Genomic DNA, 18,519 nt, shown 5'->3' on the forward strand with positions numbered 1-18,519 from the left:
TTGGCGTACCCCTTACTTAGCAGCTTTTTTACGAGGCGCTGGTGCTTGTGGCTTCAGCTCTTCTTGGCGACCACCAATTACTTCGCCTTTGAAGATCCAAACCTTCACACCGATCACACCGTAAGTGGTGTGAGCTTCGTAGGTGGCATAGTCGATATCGGCACGCAGGGTGTGCAGTGGCACACGACCTTCGCGATACCATTCAGTACGTGCGATTTCAGCACCGCCGAGACGACCGCTCACTTGGATTTTGATGCCCTTGGCACCAATACGCATGGCGTTCTGTACGGCGCGCTTCATAGCACGACGGAACATTACGCGGCGCTCCAGCTGCTGAGCTACGCTCTGCGCAACCAGCATACCGTCGAGCTCCGGCTTGCGGATCTCTTCGATATTGATGTGCACAGGCACACCCATTTGCTTGGTCAGGTCCTGACGCAGCTTCTCAACATCTTCACCTTTCTTGCCGATCACGATGCCGGGACGAGCGGTGTGGATGGTGATGCGTGCAGTTTGAGCCGGACGATGGATATCGATACGGCTTACGGACGCGCTTTTTAGTTTGTCTTGGAGATACTCACGCACATTCAGATCTGCGAGCAAATAGTCCGCATAAGTCCGACCGTCTGCGTACCAGACGGAGGTGTGCTCCTTGACGATTCCCAGGCGAATGCCAATGGGATGTACTTTCTGACCCATCTCTTCGACTCCGTTACTTGTCAGCAACCTTGACAGTGATATGGCAAGACCGCTTGACGATGCGATCAGCACGGCCTTTGGCACGTGGCATGATGCGCTTCAGCGAACGCCCTTCGTTGACGAAAACGGTGGAGACCTTCAGGTCATCAACGTCTGCGCCTTCGTTATGCTCGGCGTTGGCTACGGCCGACTCCAGCACTTTCTTCATGATCTCGGCGGCTTTCTTACTGCTGAAAGCCAACAGGTTGAGCGCTTCGCCCACCTTCTTCCCGCGGATCTGGTCGGCGACCAAGCGGGCTTTCTGGGCGGAGATTCGAGCGCCCGACAACTTAGCGGCTACTTCCATCGTTCCTTACCCCTTAACGCTTGGCTTTCTTGTCAGCCACGTGCCCGCGATATGTACGGGTACCGGCGAACTCGCCCAGTTTGTGGCCGACCATGTCTTCGTTCACAAGAACTGGAACATGCTGACGACCGTTATGCACAGCAATGGTCAGACCGACCATTTGTGGCAGGATCATGGAACGGCGCGACCAGGTCTTAACTGGTTTGCGATCGTTCTTTTCCGCCGCCACTTCGATCTTCTTCAGTAGGTGAAGATCAATAAAAGGACCTTTTTTCAGAGAACGTGGCACTGTCGTATCCCTCTATTTACTTGCGACGACGGACGATCATTTTGTCGGTACGCTTATTACCACGAGTCTTCGCGCCCTTAGTCGGGAAGCCCCATGGCGATACCGGATGACGACCACCAGAGGTACGACCTTCACCACCACCATGTGGGTGGTCAACCGGGTTCATGGCAACACCACGAACGGTTGGGCGAACGCCACGCCAGCGTTTGGCACCAGCTTTACCCAGCGAACGCAGGCTGTGCTCGGAGTTCGAGACTTCGCCCAGGGTCGCACGGCACTCAGCCAGCACTTTACGCATCTCACCAGAACGCAGACGCAGGGTCACGTAGACACCTTCACGAGCGACCAACTGAGCCGAAGCACCAGCCGAACGAGCGATTTGCGCGCCTTTACCTGGCTTCAGTTCGATGCCGTGTACGGTGCTACCAACTGGAATGTTGCGCAGTTGCAGAGCGTTGCCCGGCTTGATCGGTGCCAAAGCACCTGCGATCAGCTGGTCGCCAGCGCTCACGCCTTTAGGGGCGATGATGTAGCGACGCTCGCCATCTGCGTACAGCAGCAAAGCGATGTGAGCAGTACGGTTTGGATCGTATTCGATACGCTCGACAGTGGCAGCGATGCCATCTTTGTCGTTGCGACGGAAGTCGACCAGACGGTAATGCTGCTTATGACCACCACCAACGTGACGAGTGGTAATACGGCCATTGTTGTTACGACCACCAGACTTCGACTTCTTCTCGAGCAGCGGTGCGTGAGGAGCGCCTTTATGCAGCTCCTGATTGACCACCTTGACCACAAAACGGCGGCCAGGGGAAGTCGGTTTGCATTTAACGATTGCCATGATGCACCCCTTCCTTACTCAGCACTGCTGCTGAAATCGAGATCTTGGCCTGGCTGAAGGGAGATAACTGCCTTCTTCCAGTCATTACGCTTGCCCAGACCGCGAGCGGTACGCTTGCTCTTACCCAGAACATTCAGGGTAGTAACGCGCTCCACTTTCACGCTGAACAGGCTTTCGACGGCCTTCTTGATTTCCAGCTTGGTTGCATCAGTAGCAACCTTGAAAACGAACTGGCCTTTCTTGTCTGCCAGAACCGTAGCCTTCTCGGAAACGTGCGGGCCAAGCAGAACTTTAAATACGCGTTCCTGGTTCATCCCAGCAGCTCCTCGAATTTCTTCACGGCCGACACAGTGATCAACACTTTGTCGTATGCGATCAGACTAACTGGATCGGAACCCTGCACGTCACGAACGTCGACGTGTGGCAGGTTACGAGCAGCCAGGTACAGGTTCTGATCAACAGCGTCCGACACGATCAGAACGTCGGTCAGGCTCATGTTGTTCAGTTTGCCCAGCAGATCTTTGGTTTTCGGAGTTTCAACAGCGAAATCCTGAACCACGACCAGACGATCAGTACGCACCAGCTCAGCAAGGATGGAACGCATTGCTGCGCGATACATCTTCTTGTTCAGCTTCTGGGAGTGATCCTGAGGACGAGCTGCAAAAGTGGTACCGCCGCCACGCCAGATTGGGCTACGGATAGTACCGGCACGAGCACGGCCAGTACCTTTCTGACGCCATGGGCGCTTGCCGCCACCGGAAACGTCGGAACGGGTCTTTTGCTGCTTGCTACCTTGACGGCCGCCGGCCATGTAGGCCACGACTGCTTGGTGAACCAGCGTCTCGTTGAATTCGCCGCCAAATGTCAGTTCGGAAACTTCGATCGCTTGAGCGTCATTTACATTTAATTGCATGTCAGCTTCCCCTTAACCGCGAGCCTTGGCCGCCGGACGTACAACCAGGTTGCCGCCAGTAGCGCCAGGAACAGCACCCTTGACCAACAACAGATTGCGTTCAGCGTCGACGCGCACTACTTCCAGGGACTGCACGGTCACGCGCTCAGCGCCCATATGACCGGACATTTTTTTGCCCTTGAATACACGACCAGGAGTCTGGCACTGGCCAATAGAGCCCGGGACGCGGTGGGAAACGGAGTTACCGTGGGTGTTATCTTGACCGCGGAAATTCCAACGCTTGATGGTACCGGCGAAGCCTTTACCTTTCGACTGACCGGTAACATCTACCAGTTGGCCAGCTGCGAAGATTTCTGCATTGATCAGATCGCCAGCTTGGTACTCGCCTTCTTCAAGACGAAATTCCCAAACGCCACGACCAGCAGCAACGTTCGCTTTAGCGAAGTGACCTGCCTGAGCAGCAGTCACGCGCGAAGCACGACGCTCACCTACAGTGACTTGCACTGCACGATAGCCATCGGTTTCTTCAGTTTTGAACTGGGTGACGCGATTCGGCTCGATCTCAATGACCGTGACCGGAATGGAGACACCTTCTTCGGTGAAAATACGGGTCATACCGCATTTACGACCGACTACACCAATAGTCATGTTGTAAACCTCATGAGTGTACGGGGCTTTCACCCGCTATGGCCGCCCATTTCAGAGCGTTACACGACTAAGACCGAGTCTTAGCCGAGGCTGATCTGCACTTCCACACCTGCCGCAAGATCAAGCTTCATAAGTGCATCAACGGTTTTATCCGTCGGCTGGACGATGTCCAGAACACGCTTATGAGTACGGATCTCGTACTGGTCACGCGCGTCTTTGTTGACGTGCGGGGAGACCAGAACGGTGAACCGCTCTTTACGGGTAGGCAGTGGAATTGGACCACGCACTTGAGCACCAGTACGTTTCGCGGTTTCCACGATTTCCTGGGTGGATTGGTCGATCAGGCGATGGTCGAAAGCCTTCAACCTGATACGGATTTGCTGATTTTGCATTGGATTTCAGACTCCAGGCTGCTATTCCCACCGGGCGCAATACGCCCGTTAAAAGGAGGCGCAATTCTATAGACGGCCCCACAGAGTGTCAACCCAATAAAAAAGCCCCCGCAAGCGGGGGCTTCTTCATGAGTCGTCGATTACTCGATAACTTTGGCTACGACGCCAGCACCGACGGTACGACCGCCTTCACGAATAGCGAAACGCAGACCATCTTCCATCGCGATGGTTTTGATCAGAGTGACAGTCATCTGGATGTTGTCACCTGGCATTACCATTTCAACGCCTTCTGGCAGCTCGCAGTTACCAGTCACGTCAGTCGTACGGAAGTAGAACTGTGGACGGTAGCCTTTGAAGAACGGAGTATGACGGCCGCCTTCTTCTTTGCTCAGAACGTAAACTTCAGCGGTGAACTTGGTGTGCGGCTTAACGGTACCTGGCTTAACCAGAACCTGGCCACGCTCAACGTCATCACGCTTGGTACCACGCAGCAGAACGCCGCAGTTCTCGCCAGCACGACCTTCGTCGAGCAGCTTGCGGAACATTTCAACGCCGGTGCAGGTAGTTTTCTGAGTATCGCGCAGACCAACGATCTCAACTTCTTCCTGAATGCGAACGATACCACGCTCAACACGACCAGTTACCACGGTGCCGCGACCGGAGATCGAGAATACGTCTTCGATCGGCATCAGGAATGGCTTGTCGATTGCACGCTCTGGCTCTGGGATGTAGCTGTCCAGAGTTTCTACCAGACGCTTAACAGCGGTGGTACCCATTTCGTTATCGTCTTGGCCGTTCAGAGCCATCAGAGCCGAACCGATGATGATTGGAGTGTCATCACCTGGGAAGTCGTAAGTGCTCAGCAGGTCGCGCACTTCCATCTCAACCAGTTCCAGCAGCTCAGCGTCGTCAACCATGTCAGCCTTGTTCAGGAAGACAACGATGTACGGAACGCCAACCTGACGAGACAGCAGGATGTGCTCACGAGTTTGCGGCATCGGACCATCAGCAGCCGAGCAAACCAGGATCGCGCCGTCCATCTGGGCAGCACCAGTGATCATGTTTTTGACGTAGTCGGCGTGACCTGGGCAGTCAACGTGCGCGTAGTGACGAATGTGCGAATCGTACTCTACGTGGGCAGTGTTGATGGTGATACCACGAGCTTTCTCTTCTGGGGCGCTATCGATCTTGTCGAAGTCGACCTTGGCCGAACCGAAAACTTCGGAGCAAACGCGAGTCAGAGCAGCAGTCAGAGTGGTTTTACCGTGGTCAACGTGACCGATAGTGCCAACGTTGACGTGCGGTTTGTTACGTTCAAATTTTTCTTTAGCCACGACAATTAACTCCTAGCCTAAAGGGGAGACTGAATCAGCCTTGTTTTTTAACGAGAGCTTCGACGATGTTCGACGGAGCCTCGGCGTATTTGGAGAATTCCATGGAGTAGCTCGCGCGACCCTGAGACATGGAACGAACGTCAGTTGCATAACCGAACATTTCACCCAGTGGCACTTCAGCACGGATAACCTTGCCGGACACCGAGTCATCCATACCCTGAATCAGACCACGACGACGGTTCAGGTCACCCATCACGTCACCCATGTAGTCCTCTGGGGTTACCACTTCAACCTTCATGATCGGCTCGAGCACAACGCCGCCACCCTTCTGGGCCAGCTGCTTGGTCGCCATGGAGGCCGCCACCTTGAACGCCATCTCGTTGGAGTCGACGTCGTGGTAGGAACCATCGAACACGGTAGCCTTCAGGCCGATCAGCGGATAACCGGCAACGACGCCGTTCTTCATCTGCTCTTCGATACCCTTCTGGATAGCCGGGATGTATTCCTTAGGAACCACACCACCAACAACCTCGTTGGTGAAGACCAGACCTTCGGTGATGTTGCCACTCGCATCGACATCCGGCTCCGAGAAACGGATCCAGCAGTGACCGAACTGACCGCGACCGCCGGACTGACGAACGAACTTGCCTTCGATCTCAACGTTGCTCTTGCTGATCTTCTCGCGGTACGAAACCTGCGGCTTGCCGATGTTGGCTTCGACGTTGAATTCGCGCTTCATGCGGTCAACGAGAATATCCAGGTGAAGCTCACCCATACCGGAAATGATGGTCTGACCGGTCTCTTCGTCAGTCTTGACGCGGAACGACGGATCTTCCTGAGCCAGCTTGCCCAGTGCAATACCCATCTTTTCCTGGTCCTGCTTGGTTTTCGGCTCTACTGCTACCGAAATCACAGGCTCAGGGAAGTCCATACGCTCAAGAATGATCTGCTTGTCGAGATCGCACAGAGTGTCACCAGTGGTGACATCCTTCATACCGATCAGCGCGGCGATATCACCTGCACGCACTTCCTTGATCTCTTCGCGCTGGTTAGCGTGCATCTGCACCATACGACCAACGCGCTCTTTCTTGCCCTTGACCGAGTTGATCACGGAGTCGCCCGAGCTCAGGAAGCCCGAGTAAACGCGCACGAAAGTCAGAGTACCAACGAACGGGTCAGTAGCGATCTTGAATGCCAGCGCCGAGAACGGTTCAGCATCATCCGCATGACGCTCATCGTAATCCGCCTCTACCAACTCATCCTTCGGCTTCTCGATGAGATCCGGATGGATACCCTTGATCGCCGGGATTTCGGTAGGAGCAGGCAGGAAGTCGATGACAGCATCAAGCACCAAGGGAACGCCCTTGTTCTTGAACGAAGAACCACAGACAGCCGGAACGATTTCGCTGGCCAAGGTGCGCGCGCGCAGACCGGCCTTGATTTCTTCGACAGTCAGGTCACCTTCTTCGAGGTACTTGTTCATCAACTCTTCATTGGCTTCAGCAGCAGCTTCAACCATGTTGGAACGCCACTCGTTAGCCAGGTCCAGCATATCGGCAGGAATTTCTTCCTCGCGATAGGTAGTACCCTTGTCATCGTCGTTCCAGTAGATCGCCTTCATCTTGATCAGATCAACCTGACCTTCGAAGTTATCTTCAGCGCCGATAGCCAGCTGAACCGGAACCGGGGTGTGGCCCAGACGGTTCTTGATCTGACCAACAACACGCAGGAAGTTAGCACCAGCACGATCCATCTTGTTCACGTAAACAACACGTGGAACACCGTACTTGTTGGCTTGACGCCATACGGTTTCAGACTGAGGCTCAACACCGGAAGTACCGCAGAACACAACGACCGCGCCGTCGAGTACACGCAAAGAGCGCTCTACTTCAATGGTGAAGTCTACGTGGCCGGGGGTGTCGATAACGTTCACACGATAGTTATCGTATTGGCCGCGCGAACCTTTCCAGAAGGTAGTTACAGCAGCGGAGGTAATGGTAATACCGCGCTCCTGCTCCTGCACCATCCAGTCGGTGGTAGCAGCGCCGTCATGCACCTCACCCATCTTGTGGCTGAGACCTGTGTAAAACAGGATCCGCTCGGTAGTGGTAGTCTTGCCCGCGTCAACGTGGGCACAGATACCAATGTTACGGTAGCGGTTGATTGCTGTAGTACGAGCCATAAAGCCCTCGCAAAATGAATGATGCTGAAATTAGAAGCGGTAGTGCGAGAAAGCCTTGTTGGCTTCAGCCATACGGTGAACGTCTTCACGCTTCTTAACTGCAGCACCCTTGCCTTCGGCAGCGTCCAGCAGTTCGCCAGCCAAACGCAGAGCCATAGACTTTTCACCGCGCTTGCGGGCGAAGTCTACCAACCAGCGCATTGCCAGAGCGTTACGACGGGACGGACGAACTTCGACCGGAACCTGGTAAGTAGCACCGCCTACGCGGCGCGACTTCACTTCGACCAGCGGAGCGATGGCGTCGAGAGCTTTCTCGAAGATTTCCAGGGGATCGCTGTTCTTGCGCTCTTTCACTTTTTCCAGCGCGCCATAAACAATACGCTCGGCAACGGCTTTTTTGCCGCTTTCCATTACGTGGTTCATGAACTTGGCGAGGATCTGGCTTCCGTATTTCGGATCGTCCAGAATCTCACGTTTGGCTGCTACGCGACGTCTTGGCATTGATAAGCCCTCAAACGGTCTTCAGGTTAGCTCGGGACAACTGATCCAATGGATGGGTGCCCGACCTTACTCTTATCGACTCAATAAAATTAAAAACTGCAAAACGGCCGATTACTTCGGACGCTTGGTACCGTACTTCGAACGACCTTGGTTACGACCTTTAACGCCGGAAGTATCCAGGGAACCACGAACGGTGTGATAACGAACACCTGGCAAGTCTTTTACACGGCCGCCGCGAATCAGTACGACGCTGTGCTCTTGCAGGTTGTGGCCTTCACCACCGATGTACGAGGAAACCTCGAAACCGTTGGTCAGACGCACACGACATACTTTACGCAATGCCGAGTTAGGTTTTTTCGGCGTAGTGGTATACACACGAGTGCACACGCCACGACGTTGCGGGCAGTTCTGCAGCGCAGGCACGTCGGATTTCTCGACGATACGCTTACGCGGCTGACGTACCAGCTGGTTGATAGTTGCCATCTACTAGCTCCACTGTTGTCTTTCGACATAAACAAAATGGCAGAGCACAAGCTCCACCAAATTTAGGGGTACAAGAGTCTAAAGAGGATCTTGCCCCCAGTCAAGGCAAGGCCCCGACCTCCCCGACCAGCGAACTTCGACAAAAAAATGTCTCGATTCTCAATCGAAAAAGCCGGGGCCCCGTCTCAATCTACTGCAGACCTCAGTTACCGCTGGAGTTCAACGCTTCAGTCAGTGCTGCTTCGACTTCGCTTGCGCTTACACGCAATGGCTTGTCTGCATCACGACGACGCTTGCGCTCGCTGTGGTAGGCCAGGCCGGTACCCGCCGGGATCAGACGACCCACGACCACGTTTTCCTTCAGGCCGCGCAGGTAATCGCGCTTGCCGGTTACCGCCGCCTCGGTCAGTACGCGAGTGGTCTCTTGGAAAGAGGCCGCTGAGATGAACGATTCGGTCGACAAGGACGCCTTGGTGATACCCAGCAAAACGCGGGTGAACTTGGCGACAAACTTGTCTTCGGCGCTCAGACGCTCGTTTTCTACCAGTACGTGAGTCAGCTCCATCTGGTCGCCCTTGATGAAACTAGAGTCGCCAGACTCGGCAATCTCAACTTTACGCAACATCTGACGCAAGATGGTCTCGATGTGCTTGTCGTTGATCTTCACGCCTTGCAGACGGTAAACGTCCTGGATCTCGTTGACGATGTACTTGGCCAGCGCGCTCACACCCAGCAGACGCAGGATGTCGTGTGGATCGCTCGGGCCATCAGAGATAACTTCGCCGCGGTTCACTTGTTCGCCTTCGAAGACGTTCAGGTGACGCCACTTCGGAATCAGCTCCTCATACGGATCGCTACCATCGTTCGGAGTAATGACCAGACGGCGCTTGCCTTTGGTCTCTTTACCAAACGCGATGGTGCCGCTGACTTCAGCCAGAATCGAGGCTTCTTTCGGACGACGAGCTTCGAACAAGTCGGCAACACGCGGCAGACCACCGGTGATGTCACGGGTCTTCGAAGTTTCTTGCGGAATACGAGCGATAACATCACCGATCGCAATCTGCGCGCCGTCGGCAACACCGACCAGGGCGTTAGCCGGCAGGAAGTACTGAGCCGGTACATCGGTACCTGGCAGCAGCAGATCCTTGCCATCCATCCCCACCATCTTCACAGCAGGACGAATGTCCTTACCGGCAGCTGGACGGTCTTTGACGTCAAGTACTTCAATGTTGGTCATACCGGTCAATTCGTCAGTCTGACGCTTGATCGTGATGCCTTCTTCCATGCCAACGTAGGTCACGGTACCTTTCATTTCGGTAACGATCGGGTGGGTGTGCGGGTCCCACTTGGCGACGATGGCGCCAGCGTCGACCTTGTCACCTTCCTTCACCGAGATCACGGCACCGTACGGCAGCTTGTAGCGCTCGCGCTCACGACCAAAGTCGTCGGCGATGGCCAGTTCACCGGAACGGGACACGGCAACCAGGTGACCGTCGACACGCTCAACGTGCTTCAGGTTGTGCAGACGGACGGTACCGCCATTCTTCACCTGAACACTGTCAGCTGCCGAGGTCCGGCTTGCCGCACCACCGATGTGGAACGTACGCATGGTCAACTGGGTACCCGGCTCACCGATGGACTGGGCAGCGATAACGCCAACCGCTTCACCGATGTTCACCTGGTGACCGCGAGCCAAGTCACGGCCGTAGCACTTGGCGCAGATGCCATAGCGGGTTTCGCAGCTGATCGGCGAACGCACGATCACTTCGTCGATGCTGTTCAGCTCGATGAATTCGACCCACTTCTCGTCTACCAGAGTGCCAGCAGGAACGATGACGTCCTCGGTACCCGGCTTGAATACGTCACGGGCGATAACACGACCCAATACGCGCTCACCCAGCGGCTCTACAACGTCACCGCCTTCAATGTGCGGAGTCATCAGCAGGCCGTGCTCGGTACCGCAATCGATCTCGGTTACAACCAGATCCTGCGCCACGTCTACCAGACGACGAGTCAGATAACCGGAGTTCGCAGTTTTCAACGCGGTATCCGCCAGACCTTTACGAGCACCGTGAGTCGAGATGAAGTACTGGAGTACGCTCAGACCTTCACGGAAGTTCGCAGTAATCGGCGTTTCGATGATGGAGCCGTCTGGCTTGGCCATCAGACCACGCATACCAGCCAACTGGCGGATCTGTGCTGCGGAACCCCGCGCACCCGAGTCAGCCATCATGTACATCGAGTTGAACGACTCTTGCTCGACTTCGTCGCCATTGCGGTCGATAACCTTCTCTTTCGAGAGGTTAGCCATCATCGCCTTGGATACTTCGTCGTTCGCCTTCGACCAAAGGTCGATCACTTTGTTGTACTTCTCGCCCTGAGTTACCAGGCCCGAGGCGTACTGACTCTCGATTTCTTTCACTTCGTCGGTGGCAGCACCGATGATGCGGGCTTTTTCATCCGGGATAACAAAGTCGTTAACACCGATGGAAACGCCGGAAATGGTCGAGTAAGCGAAACCGGTGTACATCAACTGGTCAGCGAAGATCACGGTTTCTTTCAGACCCACCACGCGGTAGCACTGGTTGATCAGCTTGGAGATCGCTTTCTTCTTCATCGGCAAGTTGACGACGTCGAAGGACAGACCTTTTGGTACGACCTGGAACAGCAGCGCACGGCCGACAGTAGTGTCGACGATACGGGTAGCGCTCACGCTGCCACCATCACGATCGTTAACGGTTTCGTTGATACGAACCTTGATCTTGGCGTGCAGAGCCGCTTCGCCGGCGCGGAATACGCGGTCGACTTCCTGCAGGTCCGCGAACACACGACCTTCGCCCTTGGCGTTGATCGCTTCACGAGTCATGTAGTACAGACCCAATACAACGTCCTGCGACGGAACGATGATTGGCTCACCGTTGGCTGGCGACAGAATGTTGTTGGTCGACATCATCAACGCGCGCGCTTCCAACTGGGCTTCCAGCGTCAGCGGTACGTGCACGGCCATTTGGTCGCCGTCGAAGTCGGCGTTGTACGCAGCACAGACCAGAGGGTGCAGCTGGATAGCCTTACCTTCGATCAGTACCGGCTCAAACGCCTGAATACCCAGACGGTGAAGGGTCGGCGCACGGTTGAGAAGCACAGGGTGTTCGCGAATCACTTCAGCAAGAACGTCCCAAACTTCTGGCAGCTCGCGCTCGACCATCTTTTTGGCAGCTTTGATGGTAGTGGCCAGGCCACGCATTTCCAACTTGCCGAAAATGAACGGCTTGAACAGCTCGAGCGCCATTTTCTTCGGCAGGCCGCACTGATGCAGACGCAGGGTCGGACCTACGGTAATTACCGAACGTCCGGAGTAGTCAACACGCTTACCGAGCAAGTTCTGACGGAAACGACCTTGCTTACCCTTGATCATGTCAGCCAGGGATTTCAGAGGACGCTTGTTGGAACCGGTGATAGCGCGACCACGACGACCGTTGTCGAGCAGTGCGTCGACAGCTTCCTGCAACATACGCTTTTCGTTGCGCACGATGATGTCCGGAGCGGACAGGTCCAGCAGGCGCTTCAAACGGTTGTTACGGTTGATCACTCGACGATACAGATCGTTGAGGTCGGAAGTCGCGAAGCGACCGCCATCCAGCGGAACCAGCGGACGCAGATCTGGCGGCAGAACCGGCAGAACGGTCAACACCATCCACTCTGGCAAGTTGCCGGATCCCTGGAAGGCTTCCATCAACTTCAGACGCTTGGACAGCTTCTTGATCTTGGTCTCCGAGTTGGTTTGCGGAATTTCTTCACGCAGACGGCCAATCTCGTGCTCCAAGTCGATCGCGTGCAGCAGCTCGCGGACAGCCTCGGCACCCATACGGGCGTCGAAATCATCACCGAACTCTTCCAACGCTTCGAAGTACTGCTCGTCGTTCAGCAGCTGACCTTTTTCAAGGGTGGTCATACCTGGATCGATAACGACATAGCTCTCAAAGTAGAGAACACGTTCGATATCACGCAGGGTCATGTCCATCAGCAGGCCGATACGGGACGGCAGCGACTTCAGGAACCAGATGTGGGCAACCGGCGAAGCCAGTTCGATGTGCGCCATGCGCTCACGACGAACCTTGGCCAGTGCAACTTCAACGCCGCACTTCTCGCAAATCACGCCGCGATGCTTCAAGCGCTTGTACTTACCGCACAGGCACTCGTAATCCTTTACCGGGCCAAAAATCTTGGCGCAGAACAGGCCGTCACGCTCAGGCTTGAACGTACGGTAGTTGATGGTTTCCGGCTTTTTAACTTCACCGAACGACCACGAACGGATCATCTCAGGCGAGGCCAATCCGATACGGATGGCGTCGAACTCTTCGACTTGACCCTGGTTTTTCAGCAAATTCAGTAGGTCTTTCAAGGCCTTTCCTCCTGGCGGAGCAGAGAGCGGGCAATCCTGCCCCGCTCTCGATTCGCGTCACGTGTTATTCGGTTTCCAGATCGATATCGATGCCGAGGGAACGAATTTCTTTGATCAACACGTTGAAGGACTCGGGCATGCCCGGCTCCATACGGTGATCGCCATCCACGATGTTTTTGTACATCTTGGTACGGCCGTTCACATCGTCCGACTTCACTGTGAGCATTTCTTGCAGAGTGTATGCCGCACCGTATGCTTCCAGTGCCCAGACCTCCATCTCCCCGAAACGCTGACCACCGAACTGCGCCTTACCACCCAGCGGCTGCTGGGTAACCAGGCTGTACGAACCGGTAGAACGAGCATGCATCTTGTCGTCTACCAAGTGGTTCAGTTTCAGCATGTACATGTAGCCAACGGTAACTGGACGCTCGAACTTGTTGCCGGTACGGCCGTCGGTCAGTTGCATCTGGCCGCTTTCTGGCAGGTCCGCCAGTTTCAGCATGGCCTTGATTTCGCTTTCCTTGGCGCCGTCGAACACTGGAGTAGCCATTGGCACGCCGCCGCGCAGGTTGTTCGCCAGATCCAGGATTTCCTGGTCGGAGAAGCTATCCAGATCTTCGTTACGACCGCCGATCTGGTTGTAGATCTCGTCCAAGAAGGTACGCAGCTCTGCCACCTTGCGCTGCTCTTCGACCATACGGTTGATCTTCTCACCCAGTCCCTTGGCGGCGAGGCCCAGGTGGGTTTCAAGGATCTGACCAACGTTCATACGCGAAGGTACACCCAACGGGTTGAGGACCACGTCGACCGGCGTGCCATTGGCATCGTGCGGCATGTCTTCAACCGGCATGATCACGGAGACCACACCCTTGTTACCGTGACGACCGGCCATCTTGTCGCCCGGCTGGATGCGACGACGGATTGCCAGGTAGACCTTGACGATCTTCAGCACGCCTGGAGCCAGGTCATCGCCCTGCTGCAGTTTGCGCTTCTTGTCTTCGAACTTGTCGTCCAGCAGACGGCGGCGATCAACGATGTAGGCCTGGGCCTTCTCGAGCTGCTCGTTCAGAGCATCTTCAGCCATGCGCAGTTTGAACCACTGGCCATGCTCAAGACCGTCGAGAACTTCGTCGGTGATTTCCTGACCTTTCTTCAGGCCGGCGCCGCCTTCGGCTTTGTGGCCGACCAAAGCGGAACGCAGACGTTCGAAGGTCGCGCCTTCAACGATGCGGAACTCTTCGTTCAGGTCCTTGCGGATCTCGTCGAGCTGGCTCTTCTCGATCGACAGGGCACGGGCATCACGCTCAACGCCATCGCGGGTGAAGACCTGCACGTCGATGACAGTACCTTTGGTGCCGGTTGGCACGCGCAGGGAGGTGTCTTTAACGTCACTGGCTTTTTCACCGAAGATCGCACGCAGCAACTTTTCTTCCGGAGTCAGTTGGGTCTCGCCTTTCGGAGTGACCTTACCTACCAGAATGTCGCCAGCGCCTACTTCAGCACCTACGTAAACGATACCGGCTTCGTCCAGCTTGTTCAGTGCAGCTTCACCCACGTTCGGGATGTCCGCAGTGATTTCCTCTGGGCCAAGCTTGGTGTCACGGGCCACACAGGTCAGTTCCTGAATGTGGATCGTGGTGAAGCGGTCTTCCTGGACCACACGCTCGGACAGGCAGATGGAGTCTTCGAAGTTGAAGCCGTTCCACGCCATGAACGCGATGCGCATGTTCTGACCCAGCGCCAGCTCACCCATGTCGGTGGACGGACCGTCGGCCATGATGTCGCTGCGCTGAACCCGATCACCCTTGCTTACCAGCGGACGCTGGTTGATGCAGGTGTTCTGGTTGGAGCGGGTGTACTTGGTCAGGTTGTAGATGTCGACACCAGCTTCGCCAGTTTCAACTTCATCATCCGCAACACGAACCACAATACGGCTGGCATCGACCGAGTCGATCACGCCGCCACGACGAGCTACGACGCAAACGCCGGAGTCGCGGGCAACGTTACGCTCCATGCCGGTACCTACCAGCGGCTTGTCAGCGCGCAAGGTTGGCACAGCCTGGCGCTGCATGTTGGAACCCATCAAGGCACGGTTGGCGTCGTCGTGCTCGAGGAACGGAATCAGCGACGCTGCAACCGAAACTACCTGCTTCGGCGAAACGTCCATCAAGGTGACGTCTTCTGGCGCCTTGACAGTGAATTCGTTCAAGTGACGAACAGCTACCAGCTCATCGATCAACTGACCTTTGTCGTTCATGGTCGCCGAAGCCTGGGCGATCACGTGATCAGCCTCTTCGATGGCGGACAGGAACACAATCTCGTCGGTAACCAGAGCGTCTTTCACCACACGATACGGGCTCTCAAGGAAGCCGTATTGGTTGGTGCGTGCATAAGCCGCCAGGGAGTTGATCAGACCGATGTTCGGACCTTCCGGCGTTTCAATCGGACACACACGACCGTAGTGAGTCGGGTGTACGTCACGAACCTCGAAGCCTGCGCGCTCACGGGTCAGACCACCTGGGCCGAGCGCAGAGACACGACGCTTGTGGGTGATCTCGGAGAGCGGGTTGTTCTGGTCCATGAACTGCGACAGCTGGCTGGAACCGAAGAACTCTTTCACTGCCGCCGCCACTGGCTTGGCATTGATCAGGTCTTGCGGCATCAGGCCTTCGCTTTCGGCCATCGACAGACGCTCTTTGACCGCACGCTCTACACGCACCAGGCCAACGCGGAACTGGTTCTCGGCCATCTCGCCTACGCAGCGAACACGACGGTTACCCAGGTGATCGATGTCGTCGACGATGCCTTTACCGTTACGGATGTCGACCAGAGTCTTCAGTACGGCAACGATGTCTTCTTTGCACAGGACGCCAGAACCTTCGATCTCGGTACGACCGATGCGACGGTTAAACTTCATCCGGCCAACGGCGGACAAGTCATAACGCTCAGGACTGAAGAACAGGTTGTTGAACAGAGTCTCGGCGGCATCTTTGGTCGGAGGCTCGCCAGGACGCATCATGCGATAGATCTCGACCAGCGCTTCCAATTGGTTGCTGGTGGAGTCGATCTTCAGAGTGTCGGAAACGAACGGACCGCAGTCGATGTCGTTGGTGTACAGAGTTTCGATGCGAACAACCTGAGCCTTGGCGATTTTTGCCAGGATCTCGGTGTTCAGCTCGGTGTTGCACTCTGCCAGGATTTCGCCGGTGGCCGGGTGCACGATAGCCTTCGCAGTGGTACGACCCAGGACATAGTCCAGAGGTACATCCAGCTCCTTGATACCGGCTTTTTCCAGCTGGTTGATATGACGAGCGGTGATACGACGACCCTGCTCGACAATAACCTTGCCCTTGTCATCCTGGATGTCCAGAACGGCAATTTCACCACGCAGGCGCTGAGGCACCAGCTCCAGACTCAAGCTCTCGCCTTTCACATGGAATACGTTGGTGGTGTAGAACGCGTCCAGCACTTCTTCAGTGGTGTAACCCAGCGCGCGCAGGAGAACCGACGCAGGCAGCTTGCGGCGACGGTCGATACGGACGAACACGCAGTCTTTCGGGTCGAACTCAAAGTCCAGCCACGAACCGCGGTACGGAATGATCCGCGCAGAGTACAGCAGCTTACCGGAGCTGTGCGTCTTGCCACGGTCGTGGTCGAAGAATACGCCAGGGGAACGGTGCAGCTGGGAAACGATTACACGCTCGGTACCGTTGATTACGAAGGTACCGTTCTCAGTCATCAAGGGGATTTCACCCATGTAGACTTCTTGCTCTTTGATGTCCTTGATCGCTTTGTTCGACGATTCTTTGTCGAAAATGATCAGACGGACTTTTACCCGCAAAGGTACGGCGTAAGTCACACCACGCAACACGCATTCTTTAACATCAAACGCCGGTTCGCCCAGGCGATAACCGACATACTCCAACGCAGCATTGCCGGAGTAGCTGATGATCGGGAAAACGGATTTGAAGGCCGCATGCAGGCCCACGTCGCGGAACTGATCTTTAGTCGCTCCCGCTTGCAAGAATTCACGATACGAATCCAGCTGGATGGCCAGGAGGTACGGCACATCCATGACGTCCGGCAACTTGCTAAAGTCCTTGCGGATACGTTTTTTCTCAGTATATGAGTAAGCCATCAGCGTTCCCCAGCTTGGTCACCTGCTTATTCGGCTCCTCCCGACGGGAGCAGCCAGAAAATCGTGCAAACCCTTTGGTTTGCGCCACCGCACAGGGTGGGTTACAGCACGTTAAAGGCACCAACCCAGTCGGTCGCCAATAACGGAAAAAGGCCGGTGGCAAAAGCCACCAGCCATCAGCCGTTCGCTTAACGCTTGGGCTGGAGACACAAAGTCGATGCTTACTTGAGCTCGACTTTAGCGCCTGCTTCTTCCAGAGCCGCTTTGGCTTTTTCAGCTGCTTCTTTAGCAACAGCTTCCAGAACCATGGCAGGAGCGCCGTCAACCACAGCCTTGGCTTCTTTCAGGCCCAGACCGGTCAGTTCACGTACAGCCTTGATCACGTTAACTTTCTTCTCGCCAGCTTCGGTCAGCATGACGTTGAATTCAGTTTGCTCTTCAACAACAGCGGCAGCAGCAGCTGGGCCAGCGGCGGCAACAGCGGCGGTAACGCCGAAGGTTTCTTCCATTGCCTTGATCAGCTCAACAACTTCCAGAACGGTTTTCTGGCCGATTGCTTCGATGATTTGCTCGTTAGTCAGAGACATGACTATAAATTCCTGTATTGGGGTGACAGCCTACGCAGCCATCAAATTAAACATATGATTTTGAAAGGGCTTGCAGTGCCTTAGGCAGCAGCAGCTTCTTTCTGGTCGCGAATAGCCGCCAGAGTACGAGCCAGCTTGCTGGTAGCGCCTTGAATCACGCTCATCAGCTTCGCAATAGCTTCGTCGCGAGTTGGCAGCGAAGCCAACACGTCGATCTCGTTTGCTGCGAGGTACTTGCCCTCGAACGCAGCTGCCTTGATCTCGAACTTGTCCTGACCCTTTGCGAACTCTTTGAAAATACGAGCAGCAGCGCCCGGATGTTCCTTGGAGAATGCAATCAGGGTAGGGCCGACGAACGCGTCGTTGAGCACGTCATATTGAGTGCCTTCAACAGCGCGCTTGAGCAGGGTGTTACGTACAACACGTACGTAAACACCAGCTTCGCGGGCCTCTTTACGGAGTCCGGTCATTGCGCCTACTGTCACACCGCGGGCATCAGCCACAACAGCAGACAGAGCGACTTTGGCAGCCTCGTTGACTTCAGCGACGATGGCCTTCTTGTCTTCGAGTTTAATTGCCACGGGTTTAACTCCTGCTTGTTACCGTTTCATCCAACCTAGGCTGGATGTCGTTTTGGTGTCTGATTCGGTAAGGAACCGGGAGCACCATCTGCGTAGGCTTGAGGTTTAAGACTTGCGTCGCCTACGGTCTTGGATAGCCCCCGCCAGGCAGGGACCCCAATTTTTCAGCGGATGCAATCACTT

At 55.5% G+C, this 18,519-nt stretch carries 16 protein-coding genes; all 16 read right to left on the bottom strand.

Features of this window, described 5'->3' with window-relative positions; translation table 11 throughout:
- Positions 1–12: 12 nt before the first annotated feature.
- Positions 13–699: a 30S ribosomal protein S3 gene (gene rpsC, locus PLD_RS01350; RefSeq protein WP_007924192.1), complete on the bottom strand. Its 687-nt coding sequence runs from the start codon at positions 697–699 to the stop codon at positions 13–15.
- 13 nt (positions 700–712) lie between these two features.
- Positions 713–1,045 carry a 50S ribosomal protein L22 gene (rplV, locus tag PLD_RS01355; protein ID WP_003103908.1) on the bottom strand — a complete coding sequence of 111 codons (333 nt, stop codon included), beginning with the start codon at positions 1,043–1,045 and terminating at the stop codon, positions 713–715.
- A 13-nt stretch (positions 1,046–1,058) separates the two neighbouring features.
- Entirely contained in the window at positions 1,059–1,334 is a 276-nt protein-coding gene (gene rpsS, locus PLD_RS01360) for a 30S ribosomal protein S19 (protein ID WP_002555486.1), read from the bottom strand.
- Between the two features lie 16 nt (positions 1,335–1,350).
- Positions 1,351–2,175 (bottom strand): 50S ribosomal protein L2, encoded by an 825-nt coding sequence (rplB, locus tag PLD_RS01365; RefSeq protein WP_011063775.1) that lies wholly within the window; start codon positions 2,173–2,175, stop codon positions 1,351–1,353.
- A gap of 14 nt (positions 2,176–2,189) precedes the next feature.
- Positions 2,190–2,489 (bottom strand): 50S ribosomal protein L23, encoded by a 300-nt coding sequence (gene rplW, locus PLD_RS01370; RefSeq protein WP_002555488.1) that lies wholly within the window; start codon positions 2,487–2,489, stop codon positions 2,190–2,192.
- A complete protein-coding gene (rplD, locus tag PLD_RS01375; protein WP_007924200.1) occupies positions 2,486–3,088 on the bottom strand; it encodes a 50S ribosomal protein L4 in 603 nt (200 codons plus the stop codon). The genes rplW and rplD overlap by 4 nt, the downstream gene beginning before the upstream one ends.
- Before the next feature lie 12 nt (positions 3,089–3,100).
- A complete protein-coding gene (gene rplC / locus PLD_RS01380) occupies positions 3,101–3,736 on the bottom strand; it encodes a 50S ribosomal protein L3 (RefSeq protein WP_007924205.1) in 636 nt (211 codons plus the stop codon).
- Positions 3,737–3,816: 80 nt separating this feature from the next.
- Positions 3,817–4,128, bottom strand: coding sequence for a 30S ribosomal protein S10 (gene rpsJ / locus PLD_RS01385; RefSeq protein WP_003186070.1), 312 nt, complete (start codon positions 4,126–4,128; stop codon positions 3,817–3,819).
- Between the two features lie 140 nt (positions 4,129–4,268).
- Complete coding sequence (gene tuf / locus PLD_RS01390) at positions 4,269–5,462, bottom strand: elongation factor Tu (RefSeq protein WP_159889133.1); 1,194 nt, start codon at positions 5,460–5,462, stop codon at positions 4,269–4,271.
- A 34-nt stretch (positions 5,463–5,496) separates the two neighbouring features.
- Positions 5,497–7,644, bottom strand: a complete 2,148-nt coding sequence (gene fusA, locus PLD_RS01395; protein WP_159889136.1) for an elongation factor G — start codon at positions 7,642–7,644, stop codon at positions 5,497–5,499.
- A gap of 30 nt (positions 7,645–7,674) precedes the next feature.
- Entirely contained in the window at positions 7,675–8,145 is a 471-nt protein-coding gene (rpsG, locus tag PLD_RS01400; RefSeq protein WP_007925959.1) for a 30S ribosomal protein S7, read from the bottom strand.
- A gap of 111 nt (positions 8,146–8,256) precedes the next feature.
- Positions 8,257–8,628 carry a 30S ribosomal protein S12 gene (gene rpsL / locus PLD_RS01405; protein WP_003186084.1) on the bottom strand — a complete coding sequence of 124 codons (372 nt, stop codon included), beginning with the start codon at positions 8,626–8,628 and terminating at the stop codon, positions 8,257–8,259.
- Between the two features lie 202 nt (positions 8,629–8,830).
- Entirely contained in the window at positions 8,831–13,030 is a 4,200-nt protein-coding gene (rpoC, locus tag PLD_RS01410) for a DNA-directed RNA polymerase subunit beta' (protein ID WP_159889138.1), read from the bottom strand.
- A 64-nt stretch (positions 13,031–13,094) separates the two neighbouring features.
- On the bottom strand, positions 13,095–17,168 hold the full coding sequence (rpoB, locus tag PLD_RS01415; RefSeq protein WP_072453185.1) for a DNA-directed RNA polymerase subunit beta: 4,074 nt from the start codon (positions 17,166–17,168) through the stop codon (positions 13,095–13,097).
- 221 nt (positions 17,169–17,389) lie between these two features.
- Positions 17,390–17,755, bottom strand: a complete 366-nt coding sequence (gene rplL, locus PLD_RS01420; RefSeq protein WP_060841342.1) for a 50S ribosomal protein L7/L12 — start codon at positions 17,753–17,755, stop codon at positions 17,390–17,392.
- Between the two features lie 80 nt (positions 17,756–17,835).
- The gene (gene rplJ / locus PLD_RS01425) at positions 17,836–18,336 is read right to left on the bottom strand and encodes a 50S ribosomal protein L10 (protein ID WP_016968679.1); all 501 of its coding nucleotides are present in this window, start codon (positions 18,334–18,336) and stop codon (positions 17,836–17,838) included.
- Positions 18,337–18,519 lie beyond the last annotated feature (183 nt).

It is taken from the genome of Pseudomonas sp. LD120, from assembly GCF_009861525.1.
Taxonomy (GTDB): domain Bacteria; phylum Pseudomonadota; class Gammaproteobacteria; order Pseudomonadales; family Pseudomonadaceae; genus Aquipseudomonas.

Excerpts from the sequence above, each read along its gene's own strand:
- rpsC (WP_007924192.1), bottom strand. The coding sequence starts at position 699 with ATGGGTCAGAAAGTACATCCCATTGGCATTCGCCTGGGAATCGTCAAG.
- rplV (WP_003103908.1), bottom strand. The coding sequence starts at position 1,045 with ATGGAAGTAGCCGCTAAGTTGTCGGGCGCTCGAATCTCCGCCCAGAAA.
- rplB (WP_011063775.1), bottom strand. The coding sequence starts at position 2,175 with ATGGCAATCGTTAAATGCAAACCGACTTCCCCTGGCCGCCGTTTTGTG.
- rplW (WP_002555488.1), bottom strand. The coding sequence starts at position 2,489 with ATGAACCAGGAACGCGTATTTAAAGTTCTGCTTGGCCCGCACGTTTCC.
- rplD (WP_007924200.1), bottom strand. The coding sequence starts at position 3,088 with ATGCAATTAAATGTAAATGACGCTCAAGCGATCGAAGTTTCCGAACTG.
- rplC (WP_007924205.1), bottom strand. The coding sequence starts at position 3,736 with ATGACTATTGGTGTAGTCGGTCGTAAATGCGGTATGACCCGTATTTTC.
- rpsJ (WP_003186070.1), bottom strand. The coding sequence starts at position 4,128 with ATGCAAAATCAGCAAATCCGTATCAGGTTGAAGGCTTTCGACCATCGC.
- fusA (WP_159889136.1), bottom strand. The coding sequence starts at position 7,644 with ATGGCTCGTACTACAGCAATCAACCGCTACCGTAACATTGGTATCTGT.
- rpsG (WP_007925959.1), bottom strand. The coding sequence starts at position 8,145 with ATGCCAAGACGTCGCGTAGCAGCCAAACGTGAGATTCTGGACGATCCG.
- rpsL (WP_003186084.1), bottom strand. The coding sequence starts at position 8,628 with ATGGCAACTATCAACCAGCTGGTACGTCAGCCGCGTAAGCGTATCGTC.
- rpoB (WP_072453185.1), bottom strand. The coding sequence starts at position 17,168 with ATGGCTTACTCATATACTGAGAAAAAACGTATCCGCAAGGACTTTAGC.
- rplL (WP_060841342.1), bottom strand. The coding sequence starts at position 17,755 with ATGTCTCTGACTAACGAGCAAATCATCGAAGCAATCGGCCAGAAAACC.